This is a genomic window from Halonotius sp. GCM10025705 (assembly GCF_042662885.1).
Lineage (GTDB): Archaea > Halobacteriota > Halobacteria > Halobacteriales > Haloferacaceae > Halonotius > Halonotius aquaticus.
This window is the reverse complement of the sequence record NZ_JBHSZD010000001.1, coordinates 377,289-403,890: the sequence shown is the minus strand read 5'-3', so window position 1 is coordinate 403,890 and position 26,602 is coordinate 377,289. Positions and strand designations below refer to the sequence as shown.

Annotated in this window: 23 protein-coding genes and 4 pseudogenes; 9 read left to right on the top strand and 18 right to left on the bottom strand. The window is 63.2% G+C overall.

Annotation, left to right across the window (positions count from 1 at the left end):
• Positions 1-3: 3 nt before the first annotated feature.
• On the bottom strand, positions 4-1,371 hold the full coding sequence (glnA, locus tag ACFQJB_RS02265; protein ID WP_379723463.1) for a type I glutamate--ammonia ligase: 1,368 nt from the start codon (positions 1,369-1,371) through the stop codon (positions 4-6).
• Positions 1,372-1,496: 125 nt separating this feature from the next.
• Here glnA and lrp point away from each other — a divergent pair, with 125 nt between their 5' ends.
• Positions 1,497-1,958, top strand: coding sequence for an HTH-type transcriptional regulator Lrp (gene lrp / locus ACFQJB_RS02260; protein WP_379723460.1), 462 nt, complete (start codon positions 1,497-1,499; stop codon positions 1,956-1,958).
• 110 nt (positions 1,959-2,068) lie between these two features.
• Positions 2,069-2,773, top strand: coding sequence for an imidazole glycerol phosphate synthase subunit HisH (gene hisH / locus ACFQJB_RS02255; RefSeq protein WP_379723457.1), 705 nt, complete (start codon positions 2,069-2,071; stop codon positions 2,771-2,773).
• A 16-nt stretch (positions 2,774-2,789) separates the two neighbouring features.
• On the opposite strand, the gene ileS is transcribed toward hisH, so the two are convergent.
• Positions 2,790-5,945 (bottom strand): isoleucine--tRNA ligase, encoded by a 3,156-nt coding sequence (gene ileS, locus ACFQJB_RS02250; protein WP_379723454.1) that lies wholly within the window; start codon positions 5,943-5,945, stop codon positions 2,790-2,792.
• 145 nt (positions 5,946-6,090) lie between these two features.
• Between ileS and ACFQJB_RS02245 the strand changes: the two genes are divergently transcribed.
• A complete protein-coding gene (locus tag ACFQJB_RS02245; protein WP_379723451.1) occupies positions 6,091-6,396 on the top strand; it encodes a toxin-antitoxin system TumE family protein in 306 nt (101 codons plus the stop codon).
• Positions 6,397-6,419: 23 nt separating this feature from the next.
• Positions 6,420-6,824 carry a transcriptional regulator gene (locus ACFQJB_RS02240; RefSeq protein WP_379723448.1) on the top strand — a complete coding sequence of 135 codons (405 nt, stop codon included), beginning with the start codon at positions 6,420-6,422 and terminating at the stop codon, positions 6,822-6,824.
• A 264-nt stretch (positions 6,825-7,088) separates the two neighbouring features.
• Here ACFQJB_RS02240 and thsA read toward each other — a convergent pair.
• Positions 7,089-8,748, bottom strand: a pseudogene (gene thsA / locus ACFQJB_RS02235) (thermosome subunit alpha).
• A gap of 327 nt (positions 8,749-9,075) precedes the next feature.
• On the opposite strand from thsA, the gene ACFQJB_RS02230 reads away from it, so the two are divergent.
• Positions 9,076-11,613, top strand: a complete 2,538-nt coding sequence (locus ACFQJB_RS02230) for a CDC48 family AAA ATPase (RefSeq protein WP_379723445.1) — start codon at positions 9,076-9,078, stop codon at positions 11,611-11,613.
• 9 nt (positions 11,614-11,622) lie between these two features.
• Here the strand turns inward: ACFQJB_RS02230 and ACFQJB_RS02225 are convergent, their stop codons facing one another.
• From ACFQJB_RS02225 to ACFQJB_RS02175, 11 genes and pseudogenes are all read right to left on the bottom strand, one after another.
• On the bottom strand, positions 11,623-12,156 hold the full coding sequence (locus tag ACFQJB_RS02225; protein WP_120102608.1) for a KH domain-containing protein: 534 nt from the start codon (positions 12,154-12,156) through the stop codon (positions 11,623-11,625).
• Between the two features lie 65 nt (positions 12,157-12,221).
• A pseudogene (gene rio1, locus ACFQJB_RS02220) lies at positions 12,222-13,084 on the bottom strand (serine/threonine-protein kinase Rio1).
• A 59-nt stretch (positions 13,085-13,143) separates the two neighbouring features.
• Entirely contained in the window at positions 13,144-13,428 is a 285-nt protein-coding gene (gene eif1A / locus ACFQJB_RS02215; RefSeq protein ID WP_120102610.1) for a translation initiation factor eIF-1A, read from the bottom strand.
• 52 nt (positions 13,429-13,480) lie between these two features.
• Entirely contained in the window at positions 13,481-14,587 is a 1,107-nt protein-coding gene (locus tag ACFQJB_RS02210; protein ID WP_379723441.1) for a hypothetical protein, read from the bottom strand.
• A 66-nt stretch (positions 14,588-14,653) separates the two neighbouring features.
• Positions 14,654-15,639 (bottom strand): annotated as a pseudogene (locus ACFQJB_RS02205) (tyrosine--tRNA ligase).
• A gap of 60 nt (positions 15,640-15,699) precedes the next feature.
• Positions 15,700-16,050 (bottom strand): type II toxin-antitoxin system PemK/MazF family toxin, encoded by a 351-nt coding sequence (locus ACFQJB_RS02200; RefSeq protein ID WP_379723439.1) that lies wholly within the window; start codon positions 16,048-16,050, stop codon positions 15,700-15,702.
• Positions 16,047-16,421: a MarR family transcriptional regulator gene (locus tag ACFQJB_RS02195; protein ID WP_379723436.1), complete on the bottom strand. Its 375-nt coding sequence runs from the start codon at positions 16,419-16,421 to the stop codon at positions 16,047-16,049. The genes ACFQJB_RS02200 and ACFQJB_RS02195 overlap by 4 nt, the downstream gene beginning before the upstream one ends.
• Positions 16,422-16,481: 60 nt before the next feature.
• A pseudogene (locus tag ACFQJB_RS02190) lies at positions 16,482-18,447 on the bottom strand (DUF460 domain-containing protein).
• Between the two features lie 67 nt (positions 18,448-18,514).
• On the bottom strand, positions 18,515-18,913 hold the full coding sequence (locus ACFQJB_RS02185) for a hypothetical protein (RefSeq protein ID WP_379723433.1): 399 nt from the start codon (positions 18,911-18,913) through the stop codon (positions 18,515-18,517).
• Positions 18,914-19,008: 95 nt separating this feature from the next.
• A complete protein-coding gene (rnz, locus tag ACFQJB_RS02180) occupies positions 19,009-19,953 on the bottom strand; it encodes a ribonuclease Z (RefSeq protein WP_379723430.1) in 945 nt (314 codons plus the stop codon).
• A 72-nt stretch (positions 19,954-20,025) separates the two neighbouring features.
• Entirely contained in the window at positions 20,026-20,193 is a 168-nt protein-coding gene (locus ACFQJB_RS02175) for a hypothetical protein (RefSeq protein WP_379723427.1), read from the bottom strand.
• A 148-nt stretch (positions 20,194-20,341) separates the two neighbouring features.
• Here ACFQJB_RS02175 and ACFQJB_RS02170 point away from each other — a divergent pair, with 148 nt between their 5' ends.
• From ACFQJB_RS02170 to ACFQJB_RS02160, 3 genes are all read left to right on the top strand, one after another.
• Positions 20,342-21,373: an AAA family ATPase gene (locus ACFQJB_RS02170; protein ID WP_379723424.1), complete on the top strand. Its 1,032-nt coding sequence runs from the start codon at positions 20,342-20,344 to the stop codon at positions 21,371-21,373.
• 2 nt (positions 21,374-21,375) lie between these two features.
• Positions 21,376-22,008 carry a protein sorting system archaetidylserine decarboxylase gene (locus ACFQJB_RS02165; protein ID WP_379723421.1) on the top strand — a complete coding sequence of 211 codons (633 nt, stop codon included), beginning with the start codon at positions 21,376-21,378 and terminating at the stop codon, positions 22,006-22,008.
• Positions 22,009-22,094: 86 nt separating this feature from the next.
• Positions 22,095-22,613, top strand: coding sequence for a hypothetical protein (locus tag ACFQJB_RS02160; protein ID WP_379723418.1), 519 nt, complete (start codon positions 22,095-22,097; stop codon positions 22,611-22,613).
• An 8-nt stretch (positions 22,614-22,621) separates the two neighbouring features.
• Here ACFQJB_RS02160 and ACFQJB_RS02155 read toward each other — a convergent pair whose 3' ends face one another.
• Positions 22,622-23,164, bottom strand: coding sequence for a CDP-2,3-bis-(O-geranylgeranyl)-sn-glycerol synthase (locus ACFQJB_RS02155; RefSeq protein ID WP_379723415.1), 543 nt, complete (start codon positions 23,162-23,164; stop codon positions 22,622-22,624).
• 94 nt (positions 23,165-23,258) lie between these two features.
• Between ACFQJB_RS02155 and ACFQJB_RS02150 the strand changes: the two genes are divergently transcribed.
• Complete coding sequence (locus tag ACFQJB_RS02150; protein WP_379723412.1) at positions 23,259-23,951, top strand: DUF502 domain-containing protein; 693 nt, start codon at positions 23,259-23,261, stop codon at positions 23,949-23,951.
• A 21-nt stretch (positions 23,952-23,972) separates the two neighbouring features.
• Here ACFQJB_RS02150 and ACFQJB_RS02145 read toward each other — a convergent pair whose 3' ends face one another.
• The 3 genes from ACFQJB_RS02145 to ACFQJB_RS02135 form a co-directional block, all read right to left on the bottom strand.
• Positions 23,973-24,917, bottom strand: coding sequence for a branched-chain amino acid transaminase (locus tag ACFQJB_RS02145; protein ID WP_379723409.1), 945 nt, complete (start codon positions 24,915-24,917; stop codon positions 23,973-23,975).
• Positions 24,918-25,007: 90 nt separating this feature from the next.
• Positions 25,008-25,748, bottom strand: a complete 741-nt coding sequence (gene ribB, locus ACFQJB_RS02140; protein WP_379723406.1) for a 3,4-dihydroxy-2-butanone-4-phosphate synthase — start codon at positions 25,746-25,748, stop codon at positions 25,008-25,010.
• Complete coding sequence (locus tag ACFQJB_RS02135; protein WP_379723403.1) at positions 25,745-26,455, bottom strand: DUF120 domain-containing protein; 711 nt, start codon at positions 26,453-26,455, stop codon at positions 25,745-25,747. The genes ribB and ACFQJB_RS02135 overlap by 4 nt, the downstream gene beginning before the upstream one ends.
• Positions 26,456-26,602 lie beyond the last annotated feature (147 nt).

Below are 26,602 nucleotides of genomic sequence, written 5' to 3'. Positions count from 1 at the left end.
CGCTTAGAACTTCTCGAGGTAGCGGTCGATCTCCCACTCGGAGACGCTGACGAGGTAGTCGGTGAACTCCTCGCGTTTGGCTTCGACGAACTTCTCGGCAACGTGGTCGCCGAGGCCGCCAAGGATCACGTCATCAGCTTCAAGCGCGTCGACGGCGTCGCCGAGGTTCTTCGGCAGCGTCTCAATGCCGTACTCCTCAATCTTGTCCTCGTCGAACTCGTAGATGTTCTCGCGGATCGGATCCGGCGCGTCGATATCGCGCTCGATGCCGTCGATCCCGGCGTTGAGCAGCGACGCGAAGCCGAGGTACGGGTTACAGGACGGATCAGGGAATCGGGCCTCAATACGCGTGGCGACTGGCTCGCGGGCCGCCGGCTTCCGGATGAGCGCCGAGCGGTTCCGATCCGACCACGCGACGTAGACAGGGGCCTCGTAGCCGGGGACGAGGCGTTTGTAGGAGTTCACGGTCGGGTTGGTGACCGCGGTGATCGCCGGGGCGTGGTCGAGAATCCCACCGAGGAAGGACAGGGCGGTCTCGCTGAGATCGAAGTCGCCCTCGCCGTGGAAGGCGTTCTCGCCGTCTTTGAACAACGACATGTGCGTGTGCATGCCCGAGCCGTTGATCTTCGGCACCGGTTTCGGCATGAACGTTGCGTGGAGGTCGTGTTGGGCGGCGACCGCACGAACGACAAAGCGGAAGGTGGCGACGTTGTCGGCGGTCGTGAGTGCGTCGTCGTACTCGAAGTTGATCTCGTATTGGCCCTGAGCGACCTCGTGGTGGCTGGCCTCGATCTCGAAGCCCATCTCTTCGAGCGTGAAGATGATCTCTCGGCGCACGTCGCTTTGGAGATCCTTCGGGGCGAGATCGAAGTAACCGCCGTGGTCGGCGAACTCCGTGGTCGCATAGCCGTCGTCGTCGGTCTTAAACAGGAAGAACTCCGGCTCGGGGGCCATGTTGACATCGAAGCCGTGTTCCTCGGCTTTGTCGATGGCCTCCTGGAGCACATAGCGTGGGTCACCCTCGAAGGGCTCGCCGGTCGAGGTGTTGATCACATCACAGATGAGTCGGGCCGCCCCGCTTTCCTCGTCGTTGCGCCATGGGAGAATGGCGAACGTGTCGGGGTCGGGTTTGAGCCGCATGTCGGACTCCTGAATCCGGACAAAGCCGTTGATCGAGGAGCCATCGAAGTAGATGCCCTCAGTGAAGGCCTTCTCGGCCTGATCGGCCGGCACTGACACGTTTTTGACCGTGCCGAGGATATCAGTAAACTGGAGGCGAAGGAAGTCGATTCCCTCATCGTCAATTTCATCGATGACTTCTTGTTCTTCTTCAGTCAATCCGCCGTCTGTGGCAACGTTCTTTTCAGTCATATTCCGGACGAGTAGACCATTTGGTGCCAGTATAAAGGTCTTACCGCTTATGGCAATTACACCGCTCAAACTCAGAAATTGGATATTCGTAAAATTATAATCCCCCCAGTCCGTCGGTAGGTTGTATGACGTACGAAAACTTGGATGCGAAGTTGATCAATGCATTACTTGGCAACGGTCGAGCAAGTCTGCGCAGTCTTGGCGAGCAGCTTGATGTCTCGGTAACGACCGTCTCAAATCACCTCCGCGATCTCGAAGCCGAAGGGGTTGTCAACGGCTATACGCCGATCGTCGACTACGACAACCTTGGCTACGATGTGACCGCCATTATCAACCTCAAAGTCGAGGGGAGCGCGCTCCAGACGGTCGCCGAGCGCCTGCGGCAGGAAAAACAGATGGTCAGCGTCTATGAGGTCACCGGCGACTACGACATCGTTGCCATCGGCAAGTTCCAGGATACCGATGGGATGAACGACCAGATCAAGGAACTGCTGACCGACGTGGACATCCGGGAATCGAACACGAGTGTCGTGCTCAACGCGGCCTGCGAAAACGAACAGTTCGAACTCGACGTCGACGAAGAGTAACACCCACCGCAGACTGTTTTCGACGACCACCGACCAGCTCCCGAGCGGCGTTACAAGCGAACAATTGAGCCAACGGAAAGGGCCTTGACGGTCGCCCACAGAGAGTCGGTATGAACGCGACACCACAGACGACAGCCGCCGAGGTCGTCGTCGTCGACTACGGGCTTGGCAACCTCCGGAGCGTCACCCGCGGGCTTGAACGTGCGAACGCGGGCGTGACGATCACCGACGACCCCGCAAGCTTCGCCGACGCTGACGGCATCGTCCTCCCTGGCGTCGGGGCGTTCCGCGAGGGGATGGACAACGCTGGGCCTTATCGGGATGCACTCGCCGATGCCGCCGACCGTGGTCAGCCTATCTTCGGGATCTGTCTCGGGATGCAAATGCTACTCGGCTCAAGCGAGGAGGCCGAACACGCCGGCGAGGGCGAGGTCGAGGGCCTGAACTTCATTCCCGGCACCAACGTCCGGTTCGATGTCGACCGGAAGGTGCCACATATGGGCTGGAACGAACTCGATGTCCAGCGCGATCATCCCATCGTTGACGGCGTCGACAGAGCGGGGTCGGAGACCCCGCATGCAGACGGATCCGATGGATCCGTCGACGGGGAATATGCCTACTTCGTCCACTCCTATTACGCCGCCCCCGACGACGAGTACGCGGTCGTCGCCAGCACGGACTACGGCGTCGAGTTCCCATCCGTGATCGCCAACGAGGACGGCACGATCTTCGGCACGCAGTTTCACCCAGAGAAAAGCGGCGAGACCGGCCTGCGGATCCTTCGGAACTTCGTCGACATCTGCGCCGAGCAGTAACCAAGTGTAGCCGGAATTAGGCGGTCTGTTCTGCGACAACCGAGACGCCGATTTCGACCTCGGTGTCCTCGATCTCCCACGTATCCAGCCGGTCGGCGTCCTCGCTCGGCGCGTCAGTCAGTTCGGCGGCCCGAACTTCCTCGCTGATGAGGCCGCGGTGCTCGTCGACAAAGCCGGCAACGCGGTCGTCGGCGACGGCGAGGCCGACACTGATCTCGGCTTCGACATCGAGATCGAGTTCCTTGCGCATCTCCTGAATCCGGCGGATCACGTCGCGGGCGTAGCCCTCGGCTTCGAGGTCGTCGGTCAGCGTCGTATCGACATAGACCGTCCCGCCCTCGAAGTCGGTGCCGGTGACGTGTTCCGGCGGCTCCTTGCGGTATTCGACCATCTCGTCGTCGAGTTCGATCTCCTCGCCGTTGACGTCGATTCCGGCTTCGACTTCGTCGCGGGTCGCCCCCTCGACGGCGTTCATCACGTCTTGGGCGTCGCCGCCGAAGGCTGGGCCAATCTCACCCATCTGTGGGTCAGCGTACTCGACCAGTTCGTCGAACTCGGAGACAACGTCGATAGCGCGAGTGTTGACGCGCTCGCCGAGCAGGTCAGCGAGGTTCTCGACCGCGCCAGCGATGTCCTCGTCGTCGGTTTCGACGACGACCCGAGAAACGGGCCACCGGAGCTTGCGACCGCCGCGCTGGCGGGCGTTGGCCGCGGCCTCCTCCACGTCGCGGAGGACGGCCATGTCGGTTTCCAGCTGTGGAGCACGGAGGTCGTCGTCGACCTCGGGCCAATCGAGGGCGTGAACGGTTGTCGCGCTGCCGTCGATAGTCTGGTACATCTCCTCGGCCATGTACGGCGTGACCGGCGCGAGCAGGCGGATGACGGCGTTGATGACCGTCGACAGCGTGGCGTACGCGCCGAGTTTCGTGGGCGAGTCGCCTTCCTCCCACATTCGCTCGCGGGTCGCTTTGATGTAGAACCGCGAAACGTCTTCGGTGACGAAATCCAGCACCGTGTTGAGCGCGTCGTCGATGCGGTAGTCGGCCCACGCTTCCGTTGCCTCGTCGATGACGGATTGCAGTCGTGAGAGCACCCACTCGTCAACCGTGGTTAGCTCGCCTTCGCTGAGGTCGGGCTCGGCCGGGTCGTAGCCGTCGAGATCCATGTACGTGAGCGGGAACCGGAAGACATTCCAGCAGATGTTGAGCGTCCCGACCATGCTGCCGAGGCCGTCCCAGTCGAAGGAGAGATCGACGCCCTGCTGGTCGTGGCTCAGCAGGTAGGCCCGGAGCGGGTCGCGGCCGGCGCGCTCGATGGCTTCCTCCGGCGTGACGATGTTGCCGACGGATTTCGACATCTTGCGGCCGTGTTTGTCGTTGGCGAACCCGTGCATGAGCACTTCCTTGTATGGGCTTTCGCCGAAGGCGGTCGTCCCCATGCCGAGTTGCGACCAGAACCACCCGCGCGTCTGGTCGTGGGCCTCGATAATGAGGTCGGCGGGCCAGAGGTCGTCGAAGGCCTCCGTCTCAGTCGGATAGCCCAGCGTGCCCCACGTCGCCACCGAGGAGTCCAGCCACACGTCGAAGACGTCCTCGATCCGCCGGTAGGTCGTGCCGCCCTCGGTGATCGTGATGTCGTCGACAGTCGGGCGGTGGAGGTCGATCTCGTCGGGGTCGATATCTTGGTCAGCGCGGTCGGCGAGTTCCTCGCGCGTACCGATGACGATCATCTCCTCGTCGAGGGTGGCGTCGCCGCCCCCGGCGTCTTCGGGTACCCAGATCGGGATCGGAATCCCCCAGTACCGCTGTCGGGAGACGTTCCAGTCAGGGGCGTTCTCGATGAAGTCCCGGAATCGGTTGTCGCGGGCCCACTGCGGGTGCCACTCAGCCTCCTCGATATTGTCCAGCAGTTCGTCCTTGATGTCGGTGATCGAGATGAACCACTGGTCGGTAGCGAGTTGGATGATGTCGGTGTCACAGCGCCAACAGTGGCCGTAGGAGTGGGTGTAGGTTTCCTCGGCCAGCAGCGCGCCGTTGGCGTCGAGATCAGCGGTGATCTCGTCGTTGGCGTCGCGGACGAACTGGCCCGCGTACTTGCCGCCCTCGTCGGTGTAGGTGCCGTCGCCGGCGACGGGGCAGAAGATATCGAGACCCAACTCTTGGCCGCGGTGGAAGTCCTCCTCACCGTGGCCCGGCGCGGAGTGGACGAGCCCGGTGCGGTCGGCCTCGACGAAGTCGGCGGTGTAAACCTCGCCCGCGCCCTCGAAACTCGGGTAATCGGGGACTTCCTCAGCCAGCGGGTGGTCGTACGCCCAGCCGACGAGTTCGGCGCCGTCGAGTTCGGCTTCGATCTCGTAGTCGTCGTACCGGCCCTTGCCGAGGACATCGTCAACACACTCGGCGGCGATGTAGAGCACGTCTTCCTCGCCGGCTTTCGTCGCGCGGACTTTCTGGTAGGTCAGCTTCTCGCCGACGCCGACGAAGGTGTTTGCCGGAATTGTCCACGGCGTCGTCGTCCAGATGACGAGACTGCCTTCGCGGTCGGCCAGCGGGAATTTGACGTAGATCGAGGGGTCTTCGACCTGGTCGTACTCGACCTCGTTGTTGGCGATCCCGGTTTCACAGCGCGGACATTGGGAGATCGAGCGTTTGCCCTGCTCGACGAGGCCGCGGTCGGCGACCTGCTTGAAGCCGTACCACGCGGCCTCCATGTATTCGGGTGAAATTGTCTTGTAGGGGTTATCCCAGTCGAACCACGCGCCGATGGATTGGAAATCGTCGTCCATCGCCACGCGGTTGGTCTCGGCGAACTCCTTGCACTCCTCGATGAACGCCTCCATCCCGTACTCTTCGATGTCCTGCTTGCTCTCGAAGCCGAGTTCTTCTTCGACTTTGACCTCGATCGGGAGGCCGTGCATGTCGTAGCCCGGCCGGTCGGTGACCTGGTGGCCGGTCATCCGCTTTTGGCGGATCACGGCGTCTTTGAGCGTCTTGTTCCATGCGGTGCCGAGGTGCATCTGCCCGGAGGTGTACGGCGGGCCATCGACGAAAAAGAAGGTCGGGTCGTCGGCGTGGGCCGCCTTGGTCGCCTCGTAGGCGTCGTGTTCGTCCCAGTGGGCTTCGGCCGCCGCCTCCACGTCGGCGGGCGAATACTGGTCGCTAACGTCGTCCATACCCAGAGGCAATGGGTCGGCGTATATCAAAACGGTGATCCGAGGGCGTCGTTCTACCGAGTGGCTGGGCGAATAGCGGCATCACGATTCTATGTTGTTTCCCCCATATGCTTATGCATATGTGGATGATAACATAGAGCAACGGATGGCGTCCTACGTCACCATCGAAGACTGGCAGGCTGTCGAGGCCGGCTACGTTGTGTCGGTGACCATCCGACAGACGGACGATCAAACATACCCGAGTGGATGGGATTACAGCCTCCATCTTGGGACGGTCGGCGGCGAGACAGCCCTTCGATACGACAACGCCCACGAACGGACGAAGGGCCACGAACACCACGCCGACGGGGAGGTCGAACGCATCGACTTCCCGGGAATGTTGACGCTCTATGACCGATTTACCCGAGAGGTCGAAGCGCTATCGCCCGTCTCGTGGGATTGGCCGATGTAGGACGCTGTCGGGAGGATCACACCATGCCAACACTCAAAGTTACCGTCGGCGAACGCGACCGACTCGATCAGCGCACGCGCGAGCGAATCAAAGCCGCCCAGGAGGGTGCAGAGCTTGCGGATGCACAGCCGGTATTGAATTTCGGGTCGTACACCGAACTGAGTCAACTCCTCCGCCCGACGAATCTGGAGCTATTGGAAATTATCTCAGAACACGACCCCGAGAGTATCCGGGAGACCGCCACGCTTGTCGACCGGGACTACAAGCAGGTGCATCAGAATCTCTCCAAACTCAGCGAGATCGGCGTGATCGACTTCGAGAGCGGGAGTCCGGGCCAAGCGAAACAACCCGTCTTGGCGTATGACGGCCTCGAAATCGACCTTCCGTTCGCCGCCTCGGAGAACGAGACCGGCACTGCCGCGCCCTAAGGGTTAGCGAGCCACATCGCGGAATCGGACGGATTTCGCATTTGATCTCAGAACATCGCCCGACAGCTTCGGTCTCATGCATCGCCTCAACGTTGTTGCAGTAGTACGCGAGAGCGTCGGATACTGCTTCGCCGAGTAGAGTAGGCACTACCGTCAGTAAGCGACTCAAATAAAAACGAGAATGGCCGCAGTCGCAACGCAGTCGATTCGAAGCCGGTGCAGCGGTCAGGTCAATAGGGGTGTGAGGTTGGCTTAGAGCCTACTTCACATTGCGCCGCCCATGCCACCCATACCGCCCATGCCACCCATGCCGCCGCCCATACCGCCGCCGGCGGGCATGTCTGGTCGTCATCGTCGTCGTCGCCGACCTGACCACCGGAGAGGTCGCCAGCGGCGATGACATCGTCGATGCGGAGGATCATCACAGCGGCTTCGGTTGCGGATTCGATCGCCTGCGTTTTGACTCGAAGCGGCTCGACGACGCCCTCGTTCTCCATGTCGATCACGTTGCCCGAGTAGGCGTCCAGCCCGGCGGTGAAGTCGCCGCCGTCGTGCTGGGAGCGCAGCGAGACGAGGGAGTCAATCGAGTCCAGCCCGGCGTTCTCGGCGAGCGTACGCGGGATGACTTCCAGTGCGTCGGCGAATGCCTCAACAGCCAGCTGTTCGCGGCCCCCGACGGAGTCGGCGAAGTCACGAAGCTGGAGTGCGAGTTCGGTTTCGGGCGCGCCGCCACCGGGGAGCACCTTGCCGTCTTCGAGCGTGGCGCGAACGACACCGAGGAGTCCTCGATTGCGCGTTCGACCTCGTCGACGACGTGGTCAGTGCTGCCGCGAACGACGAGGGTGACGCTTTTGGCGTCCTCAACGTCCTCGACGAAGAGCCGCTCGTCGCCACCGATGTCCTTCTGGGTGACGCTGCCGGCGAAGCCGAGGTCGTCCTCGGTCAGGTCATCAAGGTTGGAGACGACGCGACCGCCAGTTGCGCGAGCGAGTGCTTTGAGGTCGGAGTTCTTCGCGCGGCGGGCGGCGATGATGCCCTCCTGAGCGAGGTAATGCTGGGCCATGTCGTCGATGCCGTCGCCGACAAAGACCACGTCGACACCGGCATCGGCGAGCTGATCGACCATCTCCTTGAGCTGTTCCTCTTCCTGGTCGAGGAACTCCTGAAGCTGTGAGGGATCGGTGACGTTGACCTCGGCGTCGATCTCGGTCTCTTTGACCTCGAAGGCACCGTCGAACAGCGCAATCGAAGCGTCCTCGGCGAAGTACGGCATGTTCTCGTCGACGCGCTCTTTGTCGACGATGACGCCCTCGACGAGTTCGGACTCGTCGATGGAGCCGCCGACGACGGTCTCGACGTCGACGTTGTCGAGGTCGATCCCGTCATCGTCCTCGACAGCCAGCACGGCGTCGACGACGAGTTCGGCGAGGTGATCTTTCGCGCCTTCCGCGCCCTTGCCGGTCATCGCCGTGGTGGCGATCTCGACGAGGGTGTCGCGGTCGTCCGCCGAGACCTCGATGGCCTCGGTTTCGAGGATGTCTTTGGCCTTCTCGGCGGCCTCTCGGTACCCCTGGGCGATCGTCGTCGCGTGAATCTCGGAGTCGATCAGCTCTTCGGCCTGATCGAGGAGTTCACCCGCAACGACGACAGCGGAGGTGGTGCCGTCGCCAACCTCGTTTTCCTGGGTCTCGCTGACCTCGACGATCATGTTGGCTGCCGGGTGGTCGATGTCCATCTCCTTGAGGATCGTGACGCCGTCATTGGTGACGACGACCGAGCCACCGGAGTCGACGAGCATCTTGTCCATGCCCTTCGGTCCGAGTGTGGTGCGTACGGACTCGGCGACCGCCTTCCCGGCGGTGATGTTCATCGACTGGGCGTCTTTCCCGGAGGTGCGCTGGCTGTCCTCCGAGAGGACGATCATCGGCTGGTTACCCATCCGCTGTTGTTGAGACATAGTCACCTCCGGATTGTTTGTGATTCTATATAAACCCTTCGTATAGGAGTACTGAGCGGCGCGCTGTCTGACAAATTCAAGCATGTGAGTCACTACCAACCACGTGTTTTATATACTGCATCGAGCGGCCACGGCTCCCGCCGGTCAGTGCTGGCGGAGGCCAGTGGTGACACCGACAGAGCGCAGGCGGGGCAGCAAGCACCCACCTATTTGACGCGGGTCGGCGTAGGGCTCTCATACACGTGGCCGTCGTGTCGCGCCGGGACGAACGCGACAGGATGGCGGTTCCAACCGATGAAACTACGCGTCAAACCACTTGACAGGGAGACTCCGGGCAACGGGATCGCAACGATCGACCGCGAGTCGATGGCGACACTCGGGGTCAACAACGGCGATTTTGTCACGATCAGCCACGGGAATCGGACGGCCGTTCTCCGGGCGCGACTCAGCCAAAACCGGGATCGACAGCGGGGGATCATCGGCATCGACGGCCAAACCCGGAAAACCCTCGGCACCCGCATCGACCAACTCGTCGAGGTCTCCTCGGCCGATGTGGAGCCAGCCGCCCGACTGGCGGTTGTCATCCCCGAAGGACTGCGAATACAGGGCGATATCGCCGCCTACATCCACGACAAACTCGCCAATCGGGCGGTCAGCCCCGGCAAAACGGTATCGGTGACGATGGGCTTTCGCTCGCTGAACGGGAGTTCGAACCGCCGGATCCCGGTGAAGATCGTCGGCAGCGAGCCCGGCGGCACCGTCGTCGTCACCGACTCAACGACCATCGACATCGTCGAGGAGCCGACCGATCGCGACGACGAGGAGACGGAGCCAGCCGACGCCGATCCGCCGGGGATCACCTACGAGGACGTTGGCGGCCTCGCTGCCGAACTCGATGCGGTACGGGAGATGATCGAGTTGCCGATGCGCCACCCCGAGCTGTTTCAGGCGCTTGGGATCGAACCGCCACAGGGCGTGTTGTTGCACGGCCCACCCGGGACAGGCAAGACCCTCATCGCGAAGGCCGTCGCCAACGAGATCGACGCGGATTTCCAGACCATCTCCGGGCCGGAGATCATGTCCAAATACTACGGCGAAAGCGAGGAGCGACTGCGGGAGGTCTTTGAGACCGCTGAAAGCGAGGAGCCCGCGATCGTCTTCATCGACGAGATCGATTCGATCGCACCGAAACGTGGCGACACCGAGGGCAGCGTCGAACACCGCGTGGTCGCCCAACTTCTCTCGCTGATGGACGGGCTGGGCGATCACGGCCAGATCACCGTCATCGGCACCACAAACCGCATCGACGCCGTCGACCCCGCCCTCCGGCGTGGCGGCCGCTTCGACCGAGAGATCGAGGTCGGCGCGCCAGATGCCAACGGGCGCGGGGAGATCCTCCGAATTCACACCCGTGAGATGCCGCTGGCTGACGATATCGATCTCGACAGCTACGCCAGCAACACGCATGGCTTCGTCGGCGCGGATCTCGAAAGCGTCGTGCGGGAAGCCGGAATGAACGCCCTCCGGCGTGTGCGGCCAACACTCGATCTTGAGGCGGAGACGATCGACGCCGAGACGCTCGAACAGTTGGCCGTAACCGCGGCGGACTTCCGGCGAGCCCTCCGGGAGGTTGAGCCATCGGCACTCCGAGAGGTCTTCGTCGAAGCCCCGGATGTGACCTGGGACGATGTCGGCGGCCTCACAGAGACCAAAACCAGACTTCAGGAAGCGATCCAGTGGCCACTCGCCTATCCCGAGGCCTACCAACAGGTCGACCTCCAGTCGCCGACCGGCATTCTCCTCCATGGGCCACCCGGCACCGGCAAGACATTGCTGGCGAAGGCCGTTGCCAACGAGGCCGACTCCAATTTCATCTCGGTGAAAGGCCCGGAACTGTTCGACAAGTATGTTGGCGAATCCGAGAAAGGCGTCCGGGAGATCTTTGCGAAGGCACGGGAGAACGCCCCGACAGTCGTCTTCTTCGATGAGATCGACGCCATCGCGGCCCAGCGCGGCAGCGGCAGCGACTCCCAGGTCAGCGAGCGCGTCGTCAGTCAACTGCTGACCGAACTCGATGGGCTGGAAGCACTCGAAGAGGTGGTCGTGATCGCCGCGACAAATCGACCGGAACTCCTCGATGACGCCCTCACCCGGGCGGGCCGAATCGAAGAGCAGATCGCGGTCGAGGAACCCGACGAAGCGGCCAGACGCGAGATTCTGTCGATCCACACGCGCGACCGGCCGGTCGCCGGCGATGTCGACCTCGACGCGTTGGCAGCAGCGACCGAGGGCTTCGTCGGCGCGGAGGTGGCGGCGCTCTGTCGAACCGCGGCGACCGAGGCCGTGCGGGCCCACGTTCATGCCCGCAATGAGGGGCGACCGGCAGTCGTCGAGGAGATGCGGCTCACACGACCAGGATTTGAAGCCGCACTCAACGAGATCAGCGACGAAGAACGAACGATCGACTGGCCCGCCCGCGACGACGACGCGACCGCTGTGACCGAGGCCGACACCGAGGCCACAGCCGGCAACGCCGCCGACGAAGCGACCGACAGCGCGGCTGGTGGCGACACAGACGACACCGCGGTCGCTGACAACGCAACCGCCGAAGGGGCTAACGAGACACGCGAGGCTGATCCCGCTGATGCGGCGGTTCCACCGGAACCGGGTGTCGAGAGCGGCGGAAGCACGGTCGACGCTGACGAGAGCCGTGAGGATTCGGCTGAAGACGCAGAGACACCGGCTGCTGTCAACGCCGAGACGACAGAGAGCGAAGCCGAACAGAAAACGGACAGCGACAGCGGCGACACAAACGAAGACGAATCGACCTGACGCCGCCGATCAGGCGAGATCCGGGCCGCGTGTCAACTCGCGGTGTTTCTCCTCAAGGAACGAGTAGACCGCGCCGTGAGGTGAGCCATCGAGAATCATCCCGACCGCCCGCCGAACCGCCTCAACCTCCTCAGATTCGCCGATAATCCCGACCGTCGAGCCGTAGATGACGACATCGGCACCCGATAGCTCTTCCATAAGCTCCCGTGTACGGCCATCCTCGCCGATGATTCGGCCTTTCTGGCGGCGAAGGTCGTTGTCGTTGCGGGTCTGCTCGGAGAGATCGATCAGCTCGAAGCGTCGCATATCGCCATCCAGCAGCGACAACGCGGTTTCAGGCTTGAAGCCCCGACCGATCGCCTTGACGATATCCGGGGCGACAAGCGCGGTCACCGGATCGCCAACGGATTCGATGGCGACCGAGCCGGACTCGGAGTCGATATCCAGCCGCACCTCCGCCCGGGATTCGATCTCCCGCATCATCTCGCCACCCTCGCCGATGAGGACGCCGATCCGATCCTGCGGGACTTTGACGTGTTGCATACGGTTGCTACCCCGCGGATCTGTTTAAGCGTGTTCCTCGGCCCACGCGAGGCCACACATAGGGCTCACCACCGGACTCGATCGTCGTCACCGGCGATGTACTCGAAGAGGTCGTCGCCCGAGGTCTCCAGCCCTTGCCGGCTGAAGAAGGCGGCGACGTTTTCACAATCCCGGCGAAGCAGGTCGCCGGCGTTTGGGTGATGGATGGTGACGGCCTGCCCGAGATCGATGATCACGAGTTCGCCGTCGTGGATAATCATGTTGTACTCCGAGAGGTCGCCGTGGATCAGCCCCGCCGTGTGGAGTCGGCGCATATACTCGCGGACGACCTCGTAGGCTGTTTCGGGGTTTTCAACGTTGACCTCAGCGAGCCGACGGGCGCGATCCTCGACCAGCCCGACCAATTCCATCACGAGGACGTTGCGCTCGACGGCGATCGGATTGGGGACGCGGACGCCGGCCTCCCGAGCGCGGCGGAGATTGGCGAACTCCTTGCGCACCCACGCGAGGACGACCTGTTTCTTGTCGTTGCCGATCCCCTCGAAGCGCGGATCGCCCTCCAGATACGTCCGCATCTGCTGGAACGGGGAGGCGTTGATCCGAAAGATCTTGACGGCGACCTCGGTGTCGTCAGCACCGAGGGCCTCGTAGACATTGGCCTCTTTGCCGGTCGAGATCGGTCGCCGAAGGCATCGATGTGGCCGTCTGCGACGAGTTTGTACAGCGCGCCGAAGGTCGCATCGTCGAAGACCGACTGCTCGACTTTGAACTGCTCGGCGTCCTTAATTTGCTCTTCGAACTGCTCGAACTCCCGGTCGCGCTCGCGGGCGATCCGGTCGGCCTCGGTGTCGGTAACGTCGATTTCCTCCCACTCGTCGCCGATAGCGGCCTCGGGATCGGTATCGAGCAGTCCGTACTCATCTGTCATTACGGATGACTACACGCGGCAGCGGGAAAAGTATCGCCGGTCGGATCAGTACGACAGTGCTACTGAATATGGCCTTCGTTGCGGAGCTGATCGGCCTCGCTTTGCTCGTAGCGGTGGACGATGTCGGCTTTCTCGTCCTGCCAGTCCCACGGATCGACGATGACGAGGTCATCTTCGCGGATCCAGACGCGTTTCTGCATCCGGCCCGGGATGCGGGCCGTGCGCTCGACACCGTCGGCACAGCGAACGGTCACGCGGTTGGCACCGAGCATGTCGGTTACCTCGGCGAAGACCTCCCCGTCGTCGGGCATACGGAGGTCACGTCGCCCCTCGTTGTCGCTCATACGCGAGCGTTGGGATGCACGTGTGTAAAAATCGTGGGATTACAGCCGAGGGCTACGCACACCCGCCAGCCGTCGATTCGACGGTTTCAGGGGCGTCGTCATCGACCACCCCTTTTGTCAGCGTATAACAGATATCGCCGGTGACCGCTGGATCGGAGCCATCCGGTACTGTGAACGATGTCTCCGGGCTGTCATAGTTGCTGTCGTTGTAGACCCAGACCGTCGTCGCGTCGGCGATGCGATCGTTGTACCGGTTCCGCACGTCGACTGGGAACGGCCAATCAGTGTCAGCGGTGGCGTTTCGGAGGTAGGTCGGCGACGGCTCGGTAGCGTTCGTCCCGATATCGATCTTGTGAACCGTCAGCTCGTAGGTTTCTGAGCTGTCGAGGGTGATGATCGCAACGTCGCCAGCGACGGAAACTGAGTCGACAGTCGACTGTCCGTCGAGGATTGTTTCGCGCCACGTCTCGGCGGATAGGTTGGTCGGAAGCCGCAGGCGGATCGGAGCACCGCTGGCTTCGATGTCGATCGTCGTCGAGTCGGTGACGCGGTCGGGAACGACGGATTCGGTAGCGACGCCCGCCGCCGTCAACTCGCCGTCAATAACGGTCAGCGTGATCGCTGTCTCGTCAACGACCGGTTGGCGGTTTGCTGCGATCTCGATTCGGCTGTTCGAGTCGTACCGGGCAGCGAGTACGCCGTGTTCAAGCCGGTAGCGCGGCGCGGCGTCGAGTTCCCGGTAGGCTGGCTCGTAGGTGATCGCCCGTGTCGCGTAGCTTCGTGTCGTCCCGTTCCAGTAGGTGTCAAACGCTTCGTCGTCGCCGACGGCTTCGGCGTTATCGATGCTGAGCGTCGCCGGGTCAGTCGTACGGAGCGTGCCGGCTCGGGGTGGCGGATAGACGAACAGCAGCCGGTCGTCGTACTCGGCCCCGAGATCGAGCGTCGTCGGCTGCGGGCGGCCGGTCACGCTGGTCTCGAAAACCCCTGTCTCAAGGCCGACCAGCTGATCGGCCACTCGCTGGCTGTGATCGAGTTCCGCGCGGCTGATATCCGCCGGAACGAGCTGTGCTTGGGCGGTCGTCAGCGCGATCAGGAGGAAGCCGAACAGGAGGATCGCGCCGATCTGCAGGGACTGGCCGCGACTGTCGGAGAAACGCATTGCGCTGCGTGGTCTCGGTATCCGACAAAAAGTATCGGCTGTGAGGGAGCGTCGCGGCGGCGGGGATTAGGCGTTCAGTTGCTGGCGACCGGGTTCGATGAGCGCGTTGAGTTCCGCGGCCAGCGCAGATTTCGCATCCATCGGGTGGAGCTCACCGGATTCGAGGTCGGCTTCCAGCGTCTCGTAATCGTCGTATTCGAGGTCGCCACCGTACTGCTCCGGCCGTTCAACGACAACGCTGTCGACTCGGGGGAAGACGTGATACTGGAACAACTGGAGGACTGGGTTCTCCCGTTCGTTTCCGTCGCCATCGGGGTCAGGATCGGCCGTCGGCGGGCAGTAAGCGTCGTTGATTTTTGCCTCAATGTCGTCTTCGCTGTCCTCCATCGAGATCGTCACACCCGAGCTAGAGGCCATCTTGCCGACGCCGCTGTCGAGGTCAGCGATGATCGGCGTGTGCAGGGCGGGCCGCACATCGTAGTCGAGTTCCGGCAGCGTCTCGCGGGCCAGCATGTGGACTTTCCGCTGGTCGAGGCCGCCGACGGCGAGATCGACATCGAGGTATTCGATATCGAGGGCCTGCATGAGCGGGTAGACCATCTGGGAGACTTTGGCGTGGTCGCCGCGGGCGATCTCGGCCATCGCGCGTTTGGCCCGCGAGAGCGTCGTTTCGAGTTCAGCGGCGTGGAGATCGAGGGTGTACTCCTCGTCGAGTTGGAACTCCGAGCCAAGGACGAACTCGGTTTGGCTCTCGTCGAGGCCGTAGGCGATGAACTGCTCTTGCATCCGGTCGGCCGTCTCCCGGATTTCCGCGAAGGTGCCCTTGTCGTTGAGATAGGCGTGCACGTCGGCCAAGAGAACGGTCACATCGAAGCCGGCTTCCTGCAGATCGATCAGTTTGGTGGCCGTCAGCATGTGGCCGATGTGGAGAACGCCGGAGGGTTCGTAGCCGACATACGCGCGCTTGCCCTCGGGGTCGTCGGCCAACTCCTCAGTTCCTCCTCGGTGACCACCTCGGCGGCGTTCCGGGTGATCAACTCGTAGGCGTCCATGCACGCCCGTCGGGTCAGCGGTGTAAAATGACTTCTGAATACGGCCGGCGGCTGACGACGTTACGAGCGCAAATACTCGATCAAGGCGTCAGTGCCCGCGGCCACAACGTCGGCGGCGACCCGGCCCTGCCAGTAGTCGATATCGTCGTGATCGATCGATTGGACGGCCCACGGGATGAGCCGGCTGTCATCGGGAGTGCCACCGTGAAGCCACGCGTCGGCGTCGATTTCGATGAGTCCGTCCATCCACGTTTGCGTTGTCAGTGAGAGCGCGATATACTGTTCGCCGTGAAACGGCTGGCCCTCGTGATTGGAAAGAATGAGCCACGGGCGGGCAGCCTCGCTTCCCTTGTAGGGGTCATCGCCGTAAACGACATCACCGGGTTCGTAGACCGGATCGCTCGCTGTCACGCGTCGTCCTCACCTGTGCTCGGATGCGGCTCGTCGGGCGCACGCGCTGCCCACGCATCACGGTCTTCCTCGCCGAACTGGCTGTTGAATACGGCCGTCGCACGTGCGTAGCCGTCGTAGGTTGCCCGCCGCTGTTCATCGGTGGTGGCCGCCCAGTACGGGCCTTTGTGTTCGACGAGCTCCCGATCCTGTAGCTCACTGAGCGCGGTACTTACCGCGTCGTCGTCCACCTCGACTCGCCGAGCGATCTCCCGGGTCGTGAACGCGCTGTCGCTGTTGACCGCAAGGAAGCCGAGGACGCGGTCTGTCGCTGACAACTCTGTCAGCTCCTGCTCGCTCGACGATTCGAACGTTTCCCGGTCGATTGACATCACCTATTGGTACTGTGTGTACTCGTATAACCGTTAGTGACAGGATAGCTATGAATCGGGTCAGCTACCCTTCGTATCCGCCCGGTGTTCGCTAATGAGTTCGTCGACCATGCTGGCTTTCTGTTCGCGTTCGCGCGCTTCGGCGCGCTCCTCCCAGTCGTCGATGACGGTTTCGATCTCTTCGTCGTCGACAACGGCCAACTCGTCGATCTCCTGTATCGACACGTCGTCGGCTGGGCCGACCGGGATTCCGGCCTCGAACAGCACCTCGTCGGCGGCATCCGAGAGTCCGCCGCCACGGAGAACAACCCGCGGCTCGATCTCGGCGACGCGCTCGGCCGTGCTCCGGCCGGCTCCCGAGGCATCGCGGAAGTAGATGATATCGCCGCTCGTGAGGCCGACCTCGTCTTCGGCGTCGTCGAGGGCGCGATTGGTAAACTGTTCGACTATTTTTACCGACACAAGATTTCGATCGCCGGTGACAGCGGCATCCGAGTGATCCAGCTTCCAGAGTTCCTTGAGCCGGTCGAGTTTGGCTTCGAGGTCGTCGGCGCGTTCCTGTGCCTCGTCGCGTTCGCGCTCCAGCCGGTCGGTTTCGCGTTTGAGCCGCGAGACGGCCCGGCGCTCGCGGGCCTCCCGGCGTTCCTCGCGTTTGGCCTCGGAGAGTTCCTCCTCGTATTCTTCGATCGTCTCCTCCCGATCGGCGAGTTCGGCCTGTAGCTCCTCGTTGTGGGACTGCAACCGATCGACCTGCGCTTCGAGGTCTTTGATGCGCTGTTCTTCGGTTGTGAGTTCCCGCGGTTCGTGCGTCGACTCCTCATCGTCGCCGTCGTCTTCGTCCGAAAGCTCCGCCAGTGCGGCCTCGACAGAGGATTCGTTGGCGACGACGTGGGCGATGACCTCCTCGCGGTCGAACTGCGGCGGCGTCTTGTCGCTTATACGGTCGAACTGATCCTCGCGGTCATCGTAGGCGTAGAGGGCAGCCGCCATGGCGTCGCGTTCGTGATCGTTGTCGTACTCGTGATCGCGGGTGCGGTGGAGCTTTTCATCGACTGGCAGATCGCTCTCGGGCGTCCACGCGGTCGCTTCGAAACTCCGGCGGAACTCTTCGACGGTCTGGGGGATCGACGTCACGTCGGCGGCGACAATCAGCGGCCGGCCCTGTTCGATCAGCCACTCGGTGACGGTTGCGGTGTCGGCCGTCCGACTCGAAAACGTTGCCAACACGCGGCCGTCCAGCGAGACGACGGCGGCGGCGGTCGTTGTGCCGGGATCGATGCCGACGATCACGCGGTCGCGCCGCTTGACGAGCGGTTCGTAGCTGATCCCATCGCGCTGCTCGCGTTCAATCTCGATCCGGGTGTCGCCGGCGCGATGCGTAGAGACAGGGAGTTCGTCCGGCGTCGCTTCGACGGTGAAAATCGCATTCGAGTAGCCGCCGTACTTCTCGGTTACGTCCTGCGTGTAGTCGAGGTTCGCGCTGTCGAGTTTGGATTCGACCTCGCGGGCGACCTTCTTGACGTTGCCGTGGATCCGCCGCGTGTAGCGATCCTGACTCCAGCCGCCGCTACCGGTCGAGCGGCCGCGGGCGACTTTGACGGTCGTGGTGTCCGTGAACGCCGAAACCTCACAGCCGACGTTGGCGGTCGCCAGCCGTGCGGCGGCCTCGGCTTCGGCCATCGGCTTTTTGTCGTAGGGAACGCCGTGACGCGACGCCACCCGCGAGAGCGGTTCGGGGCGTTCGTCGCCGGTCACCTGGACGAGTTTCGTTGCCGACGGCAACGACCGCAAAACCGACGAGTTCGTTTTTGTCGGCAGCGAGTTCGTAGGCGTTGTCGGTAGCGACGAGTGCGGGTTCCTCGTCGTCGATGAGTCGGCAGAGCTTCCGGAAAGAAACGACATCGCGCTCGATCTCGTCGTCATCGAGGACGACCAACGCATATGCTGGCGCGTCGCCCCGGATATCGCCGCTTTGGATATCGACGCCGAACACCGGCGCGTCGATGGCGTTTGTCCGGACGGTCACAAGCAGGGGTAGGGCATCGACCGCTAAATAGGCCACGGCGGGTGGGGCGTCGCCAACGGGAATACTGTTATTCAGCCGACACCGACGGCGACGCCTGTCGGCAGTTTGGTGTGGTGACAACGCGGGCGAGTTCGGGAACGATGCCGGGGTCAGCCGTGTCGACACGCGCATGGATCGACAGCGACGGTGGCAGTGTCGTCGACTCGGCTGCGGCGACGATGACAGCCAGTGTGGGGTGGTGGGTGCGGAGGGCTGCCCGGAAATCAGCCAGCGAGAGGCCGTCGGTGTCGGCGTCGATGAGCACACAGTCAGCGGGAGCCGCAACACGGGCCGGCTGGCTGTCGTCCGGCACGACGGTCGCTGTCAGGGTGAGATCCGGACAGTGATCGACGGCGTCGGCCACGGCCTCACGGTACGAGGGGTCATCGGAGACCAACAGCAGGCTGATCGCTGGGTTGATGCCCATATCTGAGCGTTGACAGCGACCGGCAAAACCGCTGCAGGAGGGCTACTGTGAGAACAACCCTCATGAGAGGGTATACAGCGATCCACAGCGGTCGATTACTCCCCGTTCGAGCCGGCATCAGGAAACGGCACCTCGATCTGCTGGCCGTCGCTGGCGATGAACACCTCGCCGTTGAAGGCGTCGGCAGCATCGGCTTTGATCGGCGACGGATCAGCCCCGTATCGTGAGGAGATATGCGTCAGCGCAAGCCGTTTTGCGCCGGCCGCCGCGGCGAGTTCGCCGGCCTCCCGGCCGGTCGCGTGTTTGGTCTCGCGAGCGCGGGCGGCGTGATCGTCGGCAAACGTGGCATCGTGTACCAAGAGATCAGCGTCGGCAGCGACCGATTCGACGGCTGCCGTCGGGCGAGTATCGCCGGTGTAGACAACCCGGCGGCCGGGGCGTGGGTCGCCGACGACGTCGTCAGGGTCGATCATCCGGCCGTCGTCAAGTTCGACCGACTCGCCGTTGTGGAGTTTGCCATATTTTGGCCCCGGTGGGATTCCCAACTCGTCTTCGGCTTTCTGGCGGTCGAAGCGGCCTGGCCGGTCGGCTTCAATGAGTGCGTAGCCGACGGAGGTGACGCGGTGGTCGGTCTCGACAGCCCGAACCACGTACTCGTCGGTTTCGTGGGCGACGTCGCCGGCGGCGACCTCGTCGATATCGATCCGGAAGGACGGCGAGTGATCACAGACCCCAAGCAGGTCGTTGATATCGCTGTACGTGCCACGGGGACAGTGAACCGTCAGTGGCTCGCTGCGGCCGTTGAAGTCCCAGCTTTGGACGAGGCCAGGGATGCCAAGCACGTGGTCGCCATGAAGATGCGTGACAAAGATATCTGAGACGGTAAAGCCGGTGCCGTGGCGCATCATCTGCCGCTGGGTGCCCTCCCCGCAGTCGAACAGCAGGCGGTCGCCCTCGCGGTTGACCATGATCGCACTGGGGGCTCGCTGGGTCGTCGGCACGGCCCCGCTGGTTCCGAGAAACGTCACGCGTAACGACATGGGCGGGGCTCAACCACCGAGCGATAAACCCCTTCGGAACGCCAGCCGAGAGCAAGCGGGGCGGAGCGACGATCAGCTACCTGCTGAGGCGGTGTCACCGCCACCCGGAAGGGAAATCGTCCGATTGCTGGCGAACAACGCAAACAGCGCGAACAGCGCGTACAGTTCGGGCTCGTTCGTCCATAGGCCGATCACCCCAAGGATACCAAGGCCACCAAGCCGGTTTGCTGGTATCTCCATACGATGACATCTGCGATATTGACAAAAATGAGTGACGGTTCTCACCCCCGACAGATCACCGATCCACGCGACCACCGGCTGGACGAGGACAAGCAACCCCGACCCAATAACCGACCGATTCTTACGCCACCGGCCCCCAGCGTCGCCAATGGACGCACCGCTGTGGATCGACACCTACGCCCCCGAACTGGCCGACCTCCCACAGCCGGAGGTGCGCGATCGCCTGCAACGAACCGTCGGCGAACCGATGAACCTCCTGCTGCAGGGACCGCCAGGCGTTGGCAAGACAGCCGCCGCCCGCGCGCTGGCCCGGGCAGTCCACGAGGATCCCGACGCCGATCTAATCGAACTCAACGTCGCCGACTTCTTCGGTCGCAGTAAAAAGGAGATCAAAAACGATCCCCGATTCGAGGGGTTTCTCGCCGGCAAAAGTCGGATGGCGAAAGCCGATATGATCAACCACGTGCTCACCGAGTCGGCGAGCCATGCCCCTGTCTCGGGGGATTTCAAAACGATCCTGCTGGACAACGCCGAGGCGATCCGAGAAGATTTCCAGCAGGCCCTGCGGCGGGTGATGGAGCAACACCACCGGACGACGCAGTTTGTCTTCACGACCCGCCAGCCGACAAAGCTGATCGCGCCGATTCACTCGCGGTGTTTCCCGGTGCCGATGCGAACGCCGACGACCGACGAGATCATCGCCCGGCTTGCAACCATCTGCGACGCTGAAGACATCGCGTACGACACCGACGGGCTCGAATTCGTCGCCAGCGCGGCCGACGGCGACCTCCGGGAGGCGATTCTGACCGCCCAGACGACCGCCGAGCAGGAGGGCGAGCTGACGATGCAAACCGCCTACGAAACGCTTGGGGATATCGGCGACGACGAGGCGATCGCCGCCGCCCTGACCGACGCCCGGGCTGGCGAGTTCAGCGATGCCCGTGGGACGCTGGATGACCTGCTGTCGGATGGCGGCTATGACGGCAAGACGCTCCTGACCGAGTTGCTGCGGGTCGCCCGCTCACAGTCGGCCCTCGATAGCGACGAGATTGCCCGCCTCCACAAACTCGCCGGCGCGGCTGATCACGAACTGAGCGAGGGCCTCGACGACAAGCTCCATCTCATGCATCTCCTGACTGCGTGGGCTGATGGCCGAACTGAGCTTCGGGCGATGGCCTAACCATGCTCCCGATACTCCCCACCACCGCCGTCGCATCCGGCGCGTGGCGATACGCCACGACCTGTTTTGTCGCTGCTGTCGTCGCCGTCATCGTGTTCCCGCCGCTTGCGGGCGTCGCTCTCGCCCTCGGCGTCGGCGTGCTATGGTTTCACCGAGATCCACCCCGGCAGCTACCCGACTCGGGGATCGTCGCTCCCGCCGATGGCCGAGTATCAGTGCTGCGCGAGGAGGACGACCGGATCCGCGTTGGGATCTTCATGAACGTCACCGATGTCCACGTGAACCGCGCGCCAGCCGCCGGCACAGTGGAATCGGTCGAGCATCGCCCTGGGGCGTACAAACCGGCGTTTTCGAAGGATTCCGATCGCAACGAGCGCGTCGTCATCGACTGCGGCGACTACCAGATCGCGCTGATCGCCGGCTGGTTCGCCCGCCGAATTCACCCCTACGTTGCCGCTGGCGACGACCTTGTTCGCGGCCAACGAATCGGTCATGTCTCCTTCGGGAGTCGGGCTGACGTGGTGTTGCCGCCGCGATACGACCGCGAGGATGTGCTCGTCGCCGTCGACGAGACGATCACCGCCGGGAAAACGCGTCTCGTTGCGACCGAGGCCGCAGAGTCGACAAGGAGATAGCCGACGGCAACTGATGAGCGACAGCCGGCAGTATCGACGGGCTGGGACGGAATTTTATACCGTGGCTGGGTAACGAATCCTAAGCCGTGGACGACGCAATACTGGGCACCGGGGCGATCGGCGCGGTCAGCGTGCCGCCCAGCAAACCCCCGATCGAGATCGTTGCCGACGGGCGAGAGAGCGTCGTCCGAGAGTTTGTCAGCGATGATGAGACCGACCCCACAGTGTTGTCAACATACGAGAACCGGCGGCTGGCCGAACGCGCCGTCCGCAAACAGCTGTCGACGAGTCGCTACCCCTGTGCGTTGGTCTGGGAGACCGACCACAGCGTCGGCGGCCTCCTGTGGAACGACCAATTCAAACGCCTTCGGGTCGCATACAGTCAGTTACAGCGGGCCTGGATCGTTGCTCCGGTGACCGACGAGTTCATGTTCTGCTCGCTGCAGGAGCATCGACACGCCTGCCGGTTTGCCAGATCGATCCAGCGAGAATATGAGTTCAAGCATCTCGAAATACGGACGAAAGCCGGTGCGGTGGATCGGCTCATTGACCACCGCTTTCTCCGGCAGTCGATTACGGACTCAGGCGTGCAGTTTACGCGATAGCAGGGCGACTACCACGGCTCGTTTTTCGCCCCGATCAGATAGGCGATGATGTTGGTACCGACGTGCAACACCGGGGTCACGACGACGATGACCGTGAGCACACCGAGCGTGAACGTCGCCTGTGCCCACCCGGGCGCGAGGAGGAAGGCAACGACGAGGGCACCCACCACAAAATCAAGCTGATCGAGGCCAGGAAACGCCGCCCCACGGGCACGGCCGCTCCGACGTTTGAGAAAGGAGGCTGCGATATCGCCGGCCATCGCGCCGGCTGCAAGGCCGAGTGCCCCTGCCGGCGGAAACGTCGGCAGCGAGACCCCGAGGGCCGTCCCTACCGGTGCGGCAGCGACGTTGAGCCCGGCAGCGAGGACGATCCCGACGAGCGTGCCGACAGCAGTGCCGCGCCAGGTTTTGCCGTCGCCGAGCAGCCGCCGATCGCCCCAGGTTCGACCGCCATCGATCGGGCGGCCGCCGCCGGCGAGTACCGCCGCGTTGTTTGGCACATAGGCCGGCAGCATCGCCCAAAACGCTGTCACAACAAGCCCGACTACCATATCCGAGGGAGGCGGCGGCGGGCCTAAAGAGACACTGGTTCGGCGACAGGGGGTGATCCACATGACCTAAGCATCCACACACCAACCATAGGACATGTCCTCGTGGAAACGTGATGTCGCCAGCGGACTGGTGGTGCTGCTGCCGCTGGGCATTCTCCTGTTTGTGCTCAACTATCTCTACGAACGAGTTATCGGCCTCCCGCTGATCAGCAGCCTCGATTTTATCGGTCTCGGCGTCCCTGAGAGCCTCGTGCCGCTGGCCCGGATCGTCGTTGCCCTCCTCCTCATTATCACGTTGATCCTCGCGGTGGGCTATCTGATGCGAACGACCGCCGGCCGGCTCTTTGAGTCGGCGTTAGACGGCGCGATCAACCGGATGCCTGGGCTCCGGGTCGTCTACAACGCAACGAAACTTGCCGTCGAAACCGCACTCTCCGGCACCGACGACCTGCAAGAGCCCGTCCGGCTTGAAACCTGGCCCGGCATCCGGATGACCGCGTTCAAGACCGGCAAAAAGACACAGGACGGCCGGATCGTCCTCTTTCTGCCGACCGCGCCGAACATTACGACGGGATACGTCATCGAGGTCGAGGAAGATCGCATCGAAGAGACAGGCGAACGCGTTGAGGAAGCACTGACACGGGTGCTGAGCGCGGGCTTTGCCGAGTCAGCCCACCAGATCCCCGTCGAGGAGGCCGAAAACCCGGCCCGAACCGACGCAGCAACGGAGACAACGGTACAGACAGGGGCAGAGTCAACCGCCAACGGCGGCGACCCCAAGAAATAACGATGCAGTTGGCTCGCCGTGTTAGACGTAGGTAAACCAGTCGTCGTGGGCGTCAGTTTTCCGTTCGACGAGATCGAAGAACGCTGACTGGATCTCCTCGGTCACGGGGCCGCGGTCACCATCGCCGATCTCAACGTTGTCGACCTTGCGGATCGGGGTGACTTCGGCGGCAGAGCCGGTAAAGAAGAGCTCATCAGCCGTGTTGAGCTCGCCGCGGCTGATCGTCGCCTGATCGTGGACGGTGTAGCCAAGTTCCCGGGCCAGCGTGATCACCGTGTCACGAGTGATGCCGTCAAGGATGCTCTGGGAGAGGCCGGGCGTGTAGAGCTCCCCGTCGCGGACGACAAAGAGGTTCTCGCCGGGGCCTTCGGCGACCTGGCCCTCCTTGTTGAGGACGATCGCTTCCTGGTAGCCGTTGCGGCGGGCCTCCTCGCCGGCCAGTAGGCTGTTGACGTAGAGCCCGGTCGTCTTGGCGTTCGTCGGGATCTGACTGGAGGCGTGTTTCCGCCACGAGGAGACCATGACCTCGATGCCGCGTTCGAGGGCTTCCTCGCCGAGATAGGCCCCCCACGGCCAGGTGGCGATGGCGACATCCGTCGGGCAGTCGTCGGGGCTGATCCCGAGACTGCCGTAGCCGAAGTAGGCGATCGGCCGGATGTACGCGCTGTCGTGATCCTGCCGGCGGAGGAGTTCGAGGGTTGCCTCGGTGAGCTCCTCGCGGCTGTAGGGGATCTCAAGCTCGTAGGGATCCCCCGAGGCGAAGAACCGATCGAGGTGTTCCTCCCACCGGAAAATGGCCGTCCCGTTGTCGGTATCGTAGGCACGGGCCCCTTCGAAGATCCCCGTGCCGTAATGGAGCCCATGGGTGAGGACGTGGATCGTCGCATCGTCCCAGTCGACGAACTCGCCGTTCTGCCAGATCGTCTCGATATCGCCCGCCTCGCGCATCTCGTCGAAGGATGCCATTGCTACCCTGAACCTTCGGCTACCGATTCTTAACAGTTTGCAACCACCGATCAAACCAGCTGGTCTCGCCGCAGCGCAGCCAGCCAGCAGCTACCCCAGTCGGTCGAGGAGGGCCGATCCCTCAACGTAGACAAGATCGTTGTGCGCCGCGTAGGCGGCCGCATCGGCCGGTGACAACGCGGTGCCGGTGTCGTCGTCGAGCATCTCACAGACAACGGCTGCCGGCGGCTGGTCGGCCGCCTCGGCAAGCGCGATCCCCAACTCGGTGTGGCCGGCTCGGTCGGCCAAGAGATTCGGGGCCGCCCGCAGCAGGTGGATGTGACCGGGGCTGCGGAACTCAGTGGCAAAAGTCTCGCCGTCGTAGTCGGGGGTCGCCGCGGCCGCACCAAGTTCACTGATCGTTGTTGCCCGGTCGCGGTCGGTGATCCCCGTCTCGGTCGTGCGGTGGTTGACTGTGATCGAAAACGACGAACGGTCGTCGTAGCTGAGGTCGTGGTTTTCTGTCGCCGGATGCGTCAGCGCATCTTGGAGGAAGGGCAGACCGAACCGCTCGGCGACCGTGTCGCCGAGGGCGACACAGACGAGCCCGCCGGCGTCGTTGCGAAGGCGTCGCACCGCGGCAGGGTCGACGGCGGTCGCCGGATAGACGATATCGGTTTCGCCCTCACGATCGGCAAAATCGTGGATCAACACCGGCTGGCCCGCACGGAAGGCGTCGATCGCGGCGTCGACACTGTTGGCGGCCTCCCCGTTTTCCATGGGCACACTGCGTGAGGCGTCGGCGTCAACCCCGGTCGCGTCGCTGTCGGCGTCAGCAGTCGGCGGGCTCATTTGAGCTCCGCCTCCGCAACGTGGATGGCCAGCATCTCGCCGTCATCGAGATCAAGTTCGTCTCTGAGCTTGATGGGCGCGATCAGTTCGAGGTTTTCCTCGTCGTGGTGGGTGCGATCGGGCACGATGATGTGAGCGGGCTCGAAGGCGCGTCCATCGCGTTCAACCGTCGCTGGATAGCAGGTCGCCGCGCCGTAGGTGCGGTCGTCGTCCTCCCAGCTGTCGATCGGTACCGACGCCTGCCCCGGGAGGTCGGCCCGGGCGTGAATGCTTGCGGTATCAAGCTCGACGTTGAGCGTGCCCGGAAACGGCGTGTAGCCGAGTCGGGAGTCGAACTGGCGTTCATACCCCGGCAGCGAGATGTAGTGTTTGCCCTCGCCCATGCCCGTCGTTACGGTGCCGGTCAGCGTCAACTCCGTCGGCGACTCGAACAGTTGGCGGTAGTCGGCGTACTCCGAGCGAAGGGCCTGCTCGCCGCCGTCGGTGACCGAAACCAGTTGGCCGTCGGCGACGCGCTCGCGGTCGAGATAGCCGCCGGCCTCAAGCGCCTGCAGCCGACGGGAAGCGGTCTGTGTCGAGGCATCGAGCCGGTCGCCGAGCCCGCTACAGGAGACGGTCACCGTGCCCGTGAGGCCACCGTCAAGGGCGACATACTTCAACGCGAGCAGTTCGTCGTGGGTGAGGCTGCCCGCTGCCGATTCTGACATAGCTGGGGAAGGTGATCGAGTGTGATAAGCATATCGCACATGGAACGCATCTCAAAACCGTTATAGATTATCCGTCGAAATCGGCGTCGTTGTCGTCGTTTAGGGAGCCTGCGTTGAAGACCCCTCTGATCGCGGGTGTCGCTTCGG